4 protein-coding genes are annotated in these 14,822 nt (G+C 44.4%); all 4 read left to right on the top strand.

Translation table 11 applies throughout. The features are described from left to right. The first annotated feature begins 9 nt into the window (after positions 1-9). From WKT11_RS03995 to WKT11_RS03980, 4 genes are read left to right on the top strand one after another with little or no spacing between them, the layout of a single operon-like run. Positions 10-8,178, top strand: coding sequence for a DNA methylase (locus tag WKT11_RS03995; protein ID WP_445291927.1), 8,169 nt, complete (start codon positions 10-12; stop codon positions 8,176-8,178). Between the two features lie 54 nt (positions 8,179-8,232). Next, positions 8,233-13,593, top strand: coding sequence for a DUF3849 domain-containing protein (locus WKT11_RS03990; protein ID WP_340282710.1), 5,361 nt, complete (start codon positions 8,233-8,235; stop codon positions 13,591-13,593). Continuing rightward, positions 13,590-13,841: a transposon-transfer assisting family protein gene (locus tag WKT11_RS03985; protein ID WP_004613327.1), complete on the top strand. Its 252-nt coding sequence runs from the start codon at positions 13,590-13,592 to the stop codon at positions 13,839-13,841. Before WKT11_RS03990 ends, WKT11_RS03985 begins: the two co-directional genes overlap by 4 nt. Next, positions 13,838-14,746 (top strand): YodL domain-containing protein, encoded by a 909-nt coding sequence (locus tag WKT11_RS03980; protein ID WP_004613328.1) that lies wholly within the window; start codon positions 13,838-13,840, stop codon positions 14,744-14,746. Before WKT11_RS03985 ends, WKT11_RS03980 begins: the two co-directional genes overlap by 4 nt. Positions 14,747-14,822 lie beyond the last annotated feature (76 nt).

Here is a 14,822-nt window from a genome sequence, read left to right as displayed (position 1 = left end):
GTAGGCAGTATGTCGAAATTACAGGACATCCGGGAACTGGCACAGGAACATGCGACATTGGTGAGCAGTTCGCCAAGGGACTGGATGGGTTATATGGATACCGCAGCGAGACTATACCGGTATCCTTTTACAGACCAGTTACTGATCCACGCACAGCATCCACAGGCAACCGCCTGTGCGTCCCTGGAACTGTGGAATGAGAAAATGTTCCGCTGGGTAAACCGGGGAGCTAGGGGAATCGCCCTGCTTGACGAGAATGGTCATAATACCAGACTCCGGTATGTGTTTGATATTTCAGATACGCACATGGTGGCAGGCGGAAGAAGCCCTTACCTGTGGCAGATGCAGGAACATCAGCAGGAAGAGATCCTTACCCATCTGGCAGAAGCGTATGGTCTGGAAGAAAAAGATACAGGGACTTTATCGGATGCGTTGATGGCGGTTGCAAGGGAAATGGTCGCAGACAGTCTGGAAGAATATCTGGACGGCTTGAAATATGCAGCGGAAGGAACGTATCTAGAAGATCTGGATGAAGTTACGATCCGCAGTGATTTCCGCCAGCTTGCAACGGACAGTGTATATTACATGCTTTGCAGACGGTGTGGTCTGGAACCGATGGAGCTTCTGGAAGAAGAGGATTTTATGCATATTACCGATTATAACCGGCTGTCTGTACTGACCTTTCTTGGAAATGCAGCAAGCCAGATCAGTGAGAGTGTTCTGATTGACATTGGAAGGACGGTACATAAAATTTCTCTGGAAGAAGCCAGAAAAGAGGTTGAAATTTCCAGTGAAAGGAATTATAATAACTTCAACACGTTAATGCGTGAAAATAAAAATCAGGACGTAGAAAACAACAAAGAAGAAAATATCGAGAATGAAGGAGGAACCGACTATGGAACTGACATATCATCGCAAGGGGGATTACCTGTTTCCGAACCTGACCGTAGAGGAGGAAGAAGTGACGATAGGGAAATACGGGATGCTTCGGAGGAGATTCCTGAAGGAACACAAGAACAGCCTGTATCAGAGCCTGTTCCTGACAGGAAAGCTGAACAGCCATCTGGCAGAAATCGAGAAGGCAGCACAGGAGAGGATGGACAGCCAGATGGAGAAATTGCTGAAGAACCATCCGGCACCGGACAAGGAAGCAGACCCGATGGCCTGGACAGCACATATGAACGCACTGATGGCAACAGCGGAAGAGAGCATCTTGACGGAATTGGTATACAGCTAGTTGAAGATACAAGAGAAGATGGACTGAGTAAAGCAGAGGAAGAAATTGCCTCTGCTTTATCTTTGCCCGAATATCCAACTGCAAATGAACAAAGACGGCAGATCGAGGAAAGAGCAGCAGCCCTTTATGCCGGAGAAATCCCGATTCCAGAAAGCGTTGTCGATGATATTTTACGGACAGGAGGAAACCGGGCGGGCAGTCAACTTCGTATCATCTATAATTTTATGAGCGAACAGGCCCCGGAGGAATATACGGAGTTTGTGAAGCGTGAATACCGCAAAGGTGGAAAAGGCTTTCAGATTGATGGAAGTGAATATTCGGTCTGGTTTGATGAAACCGGGATGCAGATCGTAGTGGGGCATACGGTCACAGACCAGATTTTAGATAAGGCATTTTTATCATGGGAAGATGTCAGCGGACGTATCCATCAGCTTTTAGACCAGGGTGAATATGCACCGCAGTCTGTATTGGATGCAGCAAGAAACAATGCAGTAAAAGAACATGCACAGGCTCTTGCCTATATGAAAGGGGATATGGCAGAAGGGGTAGCCGAGATTGTTTTTGATGAGGAGGATTTACCACATCTTCACAGTATCTATCCGGAGATCACGGATTATCTGGAAGAAAAGCTGGAAGATCCACAGTGGCTTTCGGAACTGAATGAAAGACTGGATGCACTGGCAGAAGCCTATGAAGAAAATCATTCTATTATGCGTTTCCATCATTATAATCCTATAAATATCTCAAAGCAGTTTCAGAAGTTTGCGGATGAGGTGATTCCTTATCAGGCTAGGGATGGCTTTGCCTGGAAAGAACATCCGATGTTCATTACACAGGATGAGATTGATGCTTATCTTGCAGGAGGTGGAGCGTATTCGCAGGGCAGGCTTAGGACGTATTCCTTTTATCTGCTGCATGAAGATGAAAGATCGAGGACAGGTTTTATCAAGGAACAGTATGGGATCGGTGGAAGCAGTCATGCACTGTCTGGTGCCGATGATTCACACGCAAACTATGATGGAAAAGGATTATTTCTTGCAAGAGGTGCTTATGGGAATCCATATACGTCAATTTTATTATCCTGGAATAAAGTTGCAAATAGAGTAGCTTATCTGATAAAGAATGACCAGTTCCTGCAGGCAGAAGATTATGCTCGTATGCCGGAATATGAACGGGAGCAGATGGCAAATAAGGTACTCCGTTTTTATGACCGTCTTCCGGAAGAGATGGACAGACCATTTACGGAGGACTTCTTCTGGGAAAAACCAAGAAAAGAAATGATGGCAGTTTTAGAGAATCCAGAGCAGACAGAAGAACTGTTACAGAATATGGATGCAGCATTGGCAGCTCTTCCATTGGATTTTGAAGCGTATGGGACAAACTATCAGCAAAAAACAGAACTTCTTTCGGAACTTCATCAGTATGCAGAAGGAACCTATACGATATTCCCGACACCAGAAGCAGAACCATTCTTTACAGAACCGTCAGGGCACCAGATGACCATGTTTGATTTCTTGGATACGAAGGCAGTGGCAGAACCGACCGTAGTCGATATGTCAGATGTGGAGGAAATAGAAGAGGAAGAGGTTACTGCCGAAGAATCTATTCTGGAAAGTCAGGAACAGGAAACAACGAAAGATTCTGAGGGACAGGAACCAACTGAACCAGAAGAAGAGACAACAGCTAAAACCGCAGAAGAACTGGCAGAGTCCTGGGATGAGGGTGTTTTTGAGTATCAGGGGTATCACTTTGAAGCAGTAGGGGTATTGCCGGAAGGACTAGAGGGAAAAGATCTGGTTGCACAGACCCGTTCCAATACAGAACTTCATCTGTCGACCTATCATACAGAAGATTTCCCTAAATATTCGTATGATGAGTTTTATGCAGTCAGCAATGCACCAACTGCCGATGTGTTCCGGTGCCTGGAAACCGGACGCAATTATATTCCCGGAGAAAATGAACTGTTTGGATATGAAGGAGAATTCCAGCCATATTTGAAACCGGAAGCAGAAAAGATTGTAACAGAACCGCATAACTTTCGGATTCAGGATAATGACCTTGGAGCAGGCGGTCCGAAAGCAAAGTATAAAGCAAATATGGAAGCCATCCATTTGTTACAGACTTTGGAGAAAGAAGAACGTCTGGCAACACCCGAAGAACAGGAAATCTTATCCCGTTATGTTGGCTGGGGTGGTATCCCACAGGCATTTGAGGAGAGTAACAGCAGCTGGGCGAATGAGTATCTGGAATTAAAGAATACTTTATCGCCGGAAGAATACAGTGCAGCAAGGGCATCGACCTTAAATGCTTTTTATACGTCCCCGACCGTGATCCGAAGTATGTATGAAGTACTGGAAAATATGGGACTGAAACAGGGAAATATTCTGGAGCCGTCCTGTGGTGTCGGTAACTTTATGGGACTGATCCCGGAGAGTATGGGCAAAGCCAATATGTACGGTGTGGAACTCGACCCGGTTTCGGGAAGAATCGCAAAACAGCTTTACCAGAAAAACAAGATTGCAGTACAGGGATTTGAGGAAACCAGTTATCCGGACAGCTTTTTTGACTGTGTGATAGGCAATGTTCCATTTGGGGCGTATCAGGTCAGTGACCGCAGATATGACCGGCATCATTTTATGATCCATGATTATTTTATTGCAAAATCCCTTGATCTGGTCCGTCCGGGCGGTGTAGTTGCAGTGGTAACTTCCAGTGGAACGATGGATAAGCAGAACCCGGCAGTGAGACAGTATATCGCAAACCGGGCAGAACTGCTTGGAGCCATCCGATTACCGAATAATGCGTTCCAGAGAAATGCCAATACCAGCGTTGTTTCTGATATTCTGTTTTTCCAGAAAAGGGACAGGGCATCCATTGAGGAACCGGAATGGTTAAATTTAAAGGAAACACCAGAAGGCTATTCAGTCAATGCTTATTTTGCAGAGCATCCGGAAATGGTGCTTGGTGAGTTTACTACAGAAAGTACCCAGTATGGAAAGCAGGAAGTGACCGTAAAACCAAAAGAAGGAATTACCTTAGAAGAACAATTAAAAGAAGCTGTCCAGAATATCCATGGCACGATCACGGAACTGGAACTTTCGGATACAGAGCTGGAGGAGGATGTTGTCTTTATACCGGCAGACCCGGATGTAAAGAATTTCAGTTTTACCGTAGTGAATGAGGAAGTCTATTACCGGGAAAATTCTGTGATGAACTGCATGGAGCTTCCGGCAATGACAGCGGAACGTGTCAAAGGGATGGTGAAGATCCGTGATGTTACGAATGAACTGATCCGGTGTCAGATGGAAGAGGGAAGCGATGAGCAGATCACAAAGCTGCAGGAAAAACTCAATGAAGAATATGATATCTTTACAGCAAAATATGGTCTTATCAGCAGCAATGCCAATAAGAGGGCATTCAGTCAGGACAGCAGCTATTGTCTTTTGACTTCTCTGGAATTTCTGGATGATAAGGGAGAACTGAAACGGAAAGCGGATATTTTTACCAAAAGGACGATCCGCAGGGCAGAAACGGTAACTTCCGTGGATACTGCCAGTGAAGCACTTGCGGTTTGCATTGGTGAGAGGGCAGGCGTTGACCTTTCCTATATGGCACAGCTTTCAGGGAAAACAGAAGAGGAGCTTACAGAAGAACTGGCAGGGGTGATCTTTAAGAATCCGATCGGTGAAAAATGGGAGCCGTCGGATGAATATCTTTCTGGAAATGTGAGGGAGAAACTGCAGATCGCAAAACAGTTTGCAGAAGATCACCCGGAATATCAGGTGAATGTGCAGTATTTGGAGCAGGTACAGCCAAAAGATCTGGATGCATCAGAGATTGAAGCAAGACTTGGGGCAACCTGGATCTCCGAGGATTACATTACACGGTTCATGGCAGAAACATTCCATACACCAAGATATTATGTAGGGAGCAAGGTCAAAGTCCAGTATGCCGAAGTGACCGGACAGTGGAATGTTATGGGAAAAAATGTGGACAGCTACGGAAATGCCCTTGTTACTTCCACATATGGAACACAGAGAGCCAATGCCTACCGCCTTTTGGAAGATGCCTTAAACCTTAGAGATACCAAGATTTATGACACGGTACAGGATGCCGATGGGGAACACCGGGAATTAAATCGGAAGGAAACGATGCTGGCACAGCAGAAGCAGGAGCTGATCAAAGAGGAATTTAAGGAGTGGATATTTAAAGACCTGCACCGACGGGAAGATCTCTGTAAAATTTATAATGAACGATTTAACAGCATCCGTCCACGGGAATATGATGGAAGCCATATTCAGTTTGTCGGCATGAACCCGGAGATCACCTTGATGCCGCATCAGAAAAACGCAGTGGCTCATGTGCTGTATGGAAATAATACGTTACTGGCTCATTGCGTAGGAGCAGGAAAGACGTTCCAGATGATCGCAGCCGGTATGGAATCAAAACGGCTGGGACTCTCACAAAAGAATCTTTATGTTGTGCCAAACCATCTGACCGAGCAGTGGGGCAGTGATTTCCTACGTCTCTATCCGGGAGCAAATATCCTGGTGGCAACGAAGAAAGACTTTGAGCCGGCAAACCGAAAACGGTTCTGTTCCCGTATTGCGACAGGGGATTATGATGCCGTGATCATCGGCCATACGCAGTTTGAGAAAATCCCTCTTTCAAGAGAACGGCAGATTGCCATGCTGGAAGATCAGATCGCAGATCTTACGTTTTCCATTGAAGAAGCGGCACATCAGGCAGGGCAGAATTATACCATCAAGCAGTTGGAAAAAACAAAGAAGAGTCTGCAGGCGAGGATGAAGAAACTCAATGACCAGACCAGAAAGGATGATGTGGTAACTTTTGAGCAGTTGGGTGTAGACCGGCTGTTTGTGGATGAGAGCCATAGTTTTAAGAACCTTTTTTTGTATACAAAAATGCGGAATGTGGCGGGTATCTCACAGACGGATGCACAGAAAAGTTCGGATATGTTTATGAAATGCCGGTATATGGATGAACTGACAGGCGGCAGAGGAATCACCTTTGCTACAGGTACTCCTGTATCAAATAGTATGACCGAGCTTTACACTATCATGCGTTATCTCCAGTATGACACACTCATGCGTATGGGTATGGGACACTTTGATTCCTGGGCGGCAACGTTTGGGGAGACAGTAACCGCAATCGAATTATCACCGGAAGGAACGGGCTATCGTGCGAAAACACGGTTTGCCCGTTTTTTTAATCTTCCAGAGCTGATCTCCATTTTTAAGGAAGCTGCGGATATTCAGACATCGGATATGCTGAATCTTCCTGTACCGGAAGCAGAGTTTATCAATGAAGTCTTAAAACCAAGTGAAGAACAGCAGGAAATGGTCAGTGCCTTTTCGGAACGTGCGGAAGAAGTAAGAGCCGGTCTTGTGAATCCAACGGTGGACAACATGCTCAAGATTACCAATGACGGAAGAAAATGTGCATTGGATCAGAGGCTATTAAATGAACTCCTTCCGGATGCAGAAAAAAGCAAGGTCAATACCTGTGTGGAAAATGCTTTTCAGGTATGGGACGAGGGAAAAGCAGATCGGACAACACAGCTGATCTTCTGTGACTTGTCTACTCCAAAAGGGGATGGGACTTTCAATGTATATGATGATGTCCGAAACAAACTGGTTGCCAGGGGAATCCCGAAAGAAGAGATTGCGTTTATCCATGAATACAACACGGAGACAAAGAAAGCAGATTTGTTTGCAAAGGTACGGGCCGGGCAGGTGAGAATCCTTATGGGTTCCACTCCAAAACTCGGTGCTGGTACAAACGTACAGGACAGGCTCATTGCCCTCCATCACCTTGACTGTCCGTGGAAGCCGTCTGATCTGGAACAGCAGGAAGGACGTATTTTAAGACAGGGAAACCAGAATGACAAAGTAAAGATATTCCGGTATGTGACGGAGAACACTTTTGATGCGTATATGTGGCAGATTTTGGAGAATAAGCAGAAGTTCATCAGTCAGATCATGACCAGTAAATCCCCGGTCAGGGCCTGTGAAGATGTGGATGATACGGCACTGTCCTATGCAGAGATCAAGGCACTTGCTACAGGCAATCCGTACATTAAGGAAAAAATGGATCTGGATGTGCAGGTGAGTAAACTGAAACTCTTAAAGGCAAACCATACCAGTCAGATTTACCGTCTGGAATCCGATATTGCAAAGAATTTCCCGGTACAGATCAGTGCATTGAAAGAGCGGATTGCCGGGATGCAGATAGATTCCCAGGTAGTAAAAAGCGTGGATTTACAGGATAATGACACGTTTGCCATGACAGTAGGAAATGTCCTTTATGAAGATAAGAAAGAAGCAGGCGAGGCATTGATCGCTGCCTGTGCAGGACTAAAAACCGTTAGCACCGGTGGAAAGGTCGGGGAATATCATGGGTTTACGTTATCTGCTTCCTACAATATGTTCTCCAATGCATTTGAACTGACGGTCAAAGGGAAATGTTCTTATAAGCTGGAGATCGGAAAAGACCCGGTAGGAAATATGCAGCGTATCCATAACACCCTTTTTTCCATTGACAGGAAGCTGACGGAAAGTGAGCAGAAATTGGAAACCGTACAACAGCAGCTTGCGACTGCACAGGAAGAGGTAAAGAAACCATTCCCGAAAGAAGCAGAGCTGAATGAAAAGATGGAACGGTTATCCGAGTTAAATGCGTTGCTGAACATGGATGAAAAGGGCAATGAGACGATTATGGCAGATGAGGATATTGGCAGAGAAGGAAGTAGCACAGATAGCAGGGATGCTGTAGAAGAAAAAGAACTTCCGGAAACAGCAGACAGAATCCATAAGCCATCTATTCTGGAACGCTTAAAGCAGGAGAAGGCACAGCAGAATACAGCGGAACAGCCACCTGTACAGAAAACTGCAAAGAAAAAACACGAACAGGAGTTATAAAAGATTTCCCGTCAGAGTTTTCTCTGGCGGGGACATAAAATGGAGGGTTTGTTTATGGCAAATAATATAGAGAAACAGTTAAAGGAAATATCGGAACGGCTGGAACAGGGCGTAAAGGAGATTTTTACTTCGGAACGATATACGGAATATTTGAATACCATGTCCAAGTTCCATAATTACAGTTTTAATAACACCCTTCTGATCACCATGCAGAAACCGGAGGCTACTCTGGTGGCAGGGTATCAGGCGTGGCAGAAGAAATTTAACCGCCATGTAAAGAGAGGGGAAAAAGGAATCCAGATCATCGCACCGGCACCCATCCGTGAGAAACAGGAGATTGAAAAGATTGACCCTGTAACAAAAGAGCCGGTGATCGGGGATGACGGTCAGCCGGAAACAGAGATCGTGGAGATGGTCATTCCAAGGTTTCGTGTGACAACGGTATTTGATGTCAGCCAGACAGAGGGAGAGCCGATTGTAGAGTTGGAAGTACCGGAACTTACCGGGAGTGTACAGTTTTATGACACGTTTATGGAAGCATTGCAGAACATTTCCCCTGTGCCAATCCGCATGATGGAAATAGAAGGGGAAGCAAAGGGGTATTATCATCAGACAGAAAAGTATATCGCAATTCAGGAAGATATGAGTAATCTCCAGACCATGAAAACCGGAGTACACGAAGTAAGCCATGCATTGCTGCATGACCGGGAGGTAATGGATGCGGAAGGGATTTTAAAAGACCGGATAACCAAAGAAGTGGAAGCAGAAAGTATTGCCTATATTGTCTGCAACCACTTTGGTCTGGATACTTCCGAATACTCTTTTACCTATATTGCCAGCTGGTGTGAAAGCAAGGATATGAAAGCACTCCGGGCATCTATGGATACCATCCGGAAAACGTCTGCGGAAGTCATTGAGAATATCGAGACACAGATGCACGAGCTGGAAATGGAAAGACCAGTTCGGGATACTTTTCATAAGGAAGATTTAATTCTGCATCTTTCAGGCAGTATGGGTTCCGAGTTTACTTATGATCTGATCGAAAACATGAGCAGGGAACAGTTAGAGCAGAATGTGGGGGAATACGTCCGCCTTCTGGAAAGTGGTGAGATAGAGGAAAATGAGAAACCACTGGAAAGTTTTCTGGAAGAAAAAGGTGCTGCCGTCACACCACTCTATGACAGCAGTGGGCACGGAGAGAACTATCCGATTGATTTTTATGATGTGGAATATGATGCTGACACAGGCGTTACTTATTTTTCTGACCTTTCTCCGAAAGATCAGGCAGAGATGCTGGTGCAAAAAGCAGAGTTTCCAAGAAATATTTTTTCGGAAAATGAAAAGGCATTTGTAAATGAATATGCAGAAACCTTCCCTGGACAGGTGGAAAGACTGAATGACCTGGTATGGGATATGAGGGAATCTTACGATGAAGCCGGTTCAAAGCTGGTGTATGAAGTGATCCAGGCAGCAAGGGCGAACTTCCCAGCGAAAGAGCCGGAAATTGCAGAAGAAACAGCCATGCAGTATGCCCACCGTCTGATTGAAACAGCAGAAGCTGCCAATACGGGAGATTTCACAGATTCCCAGAGAAATCTTATTGTGAATTTTGCATATAAGATGGATGATAAAGACGAAGTGCTTGGACTGGTGAACCGTATGATGACTGCAATCCGCAGACCGGGAAGTGAATATACGAGAAGCCTTATGAATGAAATACAGGCACAGATTGACAATTTCCCGGATGGCATGGTTGGTTTTACAGAAATGCACGAGGCAGGAATCCAGTTAGACCATATGCTTCCGCTTACGAAAGACCGTGCATATGAATTGTACCGTGGAGGGGCAGAAATTTATGTGTTACATGGAAATCAAGAGAATCCACAGCTGGCAGAATCAACACTTGTAGACACAGAAGATGCAATTCTTGGATATGACGGTATCTTTGGAATCACAGAAACAGAATGGGAAGTGCAGAAAGAAAGAGAAATATCTGCTACAAAACAGGAAGCACTGGAACAGCAGAGTGCAGAAAAGATTGATGAGACACTTCTTCTGCATGGAGAAAGCGGAAGGTTTGCCATTTATCAGATGGATAGTGGGGATGAGCATACTTATCAGTTTATGGGAATGGAATCCGCAAAGAGTCTGGGATATACCATTGACGGAAAGGATTACCGGATGGTTTATGCAGCACCATGGATGCCAACAATCACGTTAGAAAATATATTTGAACGCTTTAACATTGACCGACCGGAAGATTTCCGTGGTCATTCTTTATCGGTAAGTGATGTGATCGTGATAAACAGGGGTGCAGAGATCACAGCCTATTATGTAGATTCTTTTGGATTTCAGGAACTTCCGGAGTTTGTCCAGCAGAGAATGAACATACTGGAACATAATTCCGTCAGGGCATATCCGCCAGTTTATAAAGGAACATTGGAACAGGCAATGGGAGAACGGGATGTGGATGCTTATCTGGATTCGAGAAAGTTAAACCTGGACTGCAAGAAAGCAATCGAAGAAGCTATCCGGGAGAATTTTGACGGGCTGCACTTAAAGCAGAATGCAGCAAAAGAAGTCGTGGAACGCTTTGGGGAAGAACGTATGAATTTTGTTATGGCAAATACCATCCAGGAACTTTCCCATGATGGAAGATTCTCCAGACAGAACAAAGACTGGGCGGAGCATATCGAAGTCCCGGAAAATATCAGCCGGGGCAGAAATCTGAACCTGGATTATGTGATCGAAAGCCACCCGGCAGTTTTAGATGGGTTTATCGACATGGCAAGAGCTGAGATCCGGATGCAGAGGATAGAACAGGCGATAGGAGAAAACGAAGTGACGATTACGGCAGAGACAAGAGGGTATGAAGCAGAAGGACATAACGGAACATGGCATACGGTTGATGAAAAGGAATATGCCGGGGAGAAGTTTTTCTTAATGGAACAGGATGAATTTGGCTCCGATGTGGCAGGCATTATCGTAGCAGAAAATGGACAGCTTGTAGCGGAGGACTTATGGAACGGGTTTGACGCAGGAGCATTGGAAGCAGTTTCAGAATATTTGCAGGAAAATGGAACAACACTTTATGACTTGACGGAATTCCCGAAAGATTCTGTTGTAACCCTGCGGAGTGGACAGACACTTACAATCGAAGAAATACAGGCAGTACAGAAAGATACCTGGGAAGAAACGATGGCAGGAAAAAATGAATCTGGAACGGATGTCCGGTTTAATTTTCATGCAGTCAGTGAGGTGCAGCTGCCGGAAGGCATAAAGTTAAAAATGCCAGAGATTCATTACGTTGATAATTTTTATGTGATGGAAGATGTAAATGCAGAGGGTGTAGTAAAAGTAAACCGGTATGAATCACTGGATGAAGCGATGCAGGAATATTTACGTCTGCCAAATCATCAGAAAAAAGTGCTTGGTATCCAGAATACGGAAACGATGCAGGAAAGCATGGATTTTATCCGATGTGAAAACGGGATAGATCGGCTGACCCATGCGTATAAACAGATCGGAGGGTGGCTGAATCCAGAAATATATGAAGTGGTAAATAAAATGGAAAACATGCTGGACTGGAATGAGGTACAGATTGCATATCAGATTGGAAAACAATACTTTACAATCCAGACCGCAGAAGATGGTTATGACTATACATTTTATAATGAAGATTATCAGGAGGATGATGGAGGAATCTATGACAATCCGACAATCTATGTAGATGAAGCTGCCAGTGATATTTTAGAAGATAAAGGGTACTCACTGGAAGATGCAAAAGTAGTGGATTACGAAGATCTGATGGCAGATGTGGAAGAAGTTCAGGAAGAACAGATGCAGCGGATACAATTAGAAAAGAACTGCCCGGCAAGTATTTTTGAAGGATTTCGCAGGGAAGAAGCAATGCAAACCTATGAAGGAATCGCAATGCAGTTTACCAGGAGTAAAGGGTATCTGACCATACAGGCAACAGAAGAAGGATATTCGTTTATTTTTTATGACTCTGATCTGCATGAAATCCAGGGTGGTGATTATGATAATCCAGACGCATCCATTCAGGAAGCTGCTTATGAAATCCTTAAAAGTGAAAGAATGGATGATATGGAATGTGTCAAAGTGGATTATAAAGAATTTGAAGAAATGACGATCCAGCACTCTAAAGATTTATTGCAGGAGGGGGAACTTCGTGCGACTTCTGAGATTGGAAGAAATGAACTGGCATTAAACAGTCTGAGCAGGGCAGATGTTGAAAGAGGTGTCTTGTATCATGCACAGGCAGTATTAGAAGATATGGGAATGGAACAGGAGGTAGAGCTGCTTGCTGCAAGAGTGTATGGTTCCAGAAGCAGACAAGACCTTTACCGGGAAGATTCTGACCTTGATGTGGTTCTTTCCTATAAAGGTGATATTCGAGAAGATAGCTTTTTCAATGCCTTAAATGAATCTGGTATAGCGATGGCAGGAATTAAGGTGGATATTAACCCGATTGCAGAGGAGCGAATCACTCTGGCAGAGTATATAAAAGAATCCGAAAAATATCTTGACCAGCAGGAGATTAAAAAGCTCGCTGTGGACCTGGATAATTTTAGCTATGACGTTGATACCTATGAGTATAACGATACAGTTGAAAATAGAGAAGAACAGGTGGAAAAACTCACGGAGGATATTTTGAATAAGAAAACAGAAACTATCAAGGACTGGCTGCTTGAGGTATCCGAGGAATCCGATATAGACAGCGATGTTATAACTGCCCGTTCTTTACTTTCCCGTCTGGAAGATACAGAGCGATTTTCTATTTTTGACAAACAGCCGGAGCAGGAACAGCCAGAAGCCACGATCAGTTTTTATGTCGCAGAGTGCATGGAGTTTCCGGTCATGGGAGAGTACCATAACAACCTCACTTTAGAAGAAGCCATTAAAATATATGAGAGTATCCCAGCAGAGAGACTGCATGGGATTAAAGGAATCGGATTTGATCTGCAAGATGGTGATGAAAATTATTCCGGAGAATATGAGTTGATGAGTGCAGACCGGATACGGCGTGATCTGATAGATATGATTCCACACTATAAAGAAAGCCCTCTGGTGCAGAAAGCAATCGCAGACATGGAAAAGTATCTGGATGAAAAGCATGGAAGGGTAAAGGAAACGGAACATACGACAGAAACAGTAATAGGAAGTGGACAGAAACCTTCTGCGGTTGCGGCAGACAGAAGGGCAGAGCAGGAACCGGTATCTGTAAATCGGAGCCAGCCACAAAAGGCAGAACCTGCAAGCAGAGCAAAAGGTGAAGTGAAGAAATCTGTGCTGCAGTCTTTAAAAGATTTTCAGGCAAGGGCAAAAGCACAGGAGCAGAATAAGACAACGGAGAAATCCAAGACACATAAGAAGGGAGAAGTGGAATTATGATGGATCTGGCGATGAACTTTGATGCGGATGAATGTTTAGTAACAGCAATGTTTGATAAAGGAAACAGAAATGACACGATGGAGGCAATCGATCATATCATTCCTTTTCTGAAAGGCGATGCAGATATGATTGGGCTTGTCTGCAATACCATAAGAAAACTGTTCTGCATGAGCGATGAAGGATATGAGGTTTTTCTTATGGATCTGGAAGAATATAAAATGGAACTGGAAGAGGAGGATGAAGAATGAATACAAGTCAGTGTGCAGTATATCAGGTAAAAGATACCCCAGAGTACCGGGATGTCCGTTTCCGTTCTTACGAGAAACTGAAAAGCGAAGGAAGAACAGTCCAGGTAGAAAACTATCAGCAGGTGTATATTGGAAGAATCCAGCCGGGGGAAACTCCGGCTGATATTAAACTCCGTTTACAGAAGCAGCGACCGAAGAACTTCAAAGGTCATTCCATTGGTTGCAGTGATGTGATCGTCATCACCGACGATGGAAAAACCACAGCTTACTATGTCAACAAAGATGGTTTTATCATCATTCCAGAATTTCTCACAATCAAAAGTTCTTCCGATACCAGACTTTCCATTGATACAACCGGGTACGAAATCGAAGGAAAGAAAGGAACATGGCTTGCACAGGATTACATCCTGATGAACGAGAAGAAATGGTTTCTGATGGAGCATGAGGAGTATGGAACAAGAGCAGCCTATGTGATTCTCAGTGAGGAAGGTGCCGTAGTCATGAATGACTGTTACAATGGCTTTGATGAAGAAGCCAGACGGAACATCCAGAACTTCATGCAGCAACAGGCAGAGCAGGCACAGCAAAAACAACAGGAAATGCAGGCACAATCCCAGATCAGACAGCAACAATCTGGAGAAACACAAAAGAAGAAACCAGAGCTGGCAAACTGGCAGAAGGTCATGGATAATGGAGAATATCTTCGCAGTGCAGAGATGGCAGAAGAAGCCAACTACAATATGATTGATGGACTGATGAACAACATTCCAAGGAAAAAAGATAAAAATGCTCCACGAAGATCGGTACTGAAACGACTCCGTAATCATCAGAAGAAGATAGCCAGTCAGAGAAAAGGACAGCCACAGAAGGAAATCGAAGAAGAAATGGAGAGGAAGAAGAAATAGTTTTTAAGAAGTGGATGTTACTGTAACTTTTAGTTAAAGTAGCATCCACTTTTTAGATAATGTATTTTAAAGATGA

The organism is Blautia sp. HCN-1074, from assembly GCF_037890165.1.
Taxonomy (GTDB): Bacteria; Bacillota; Clostridia; order Lachnospirales; family Lachnospiraceae; genus Blautia_A.
This window is presented reverse-complemented; position numbering and strand designations above follow the sequence as displayed.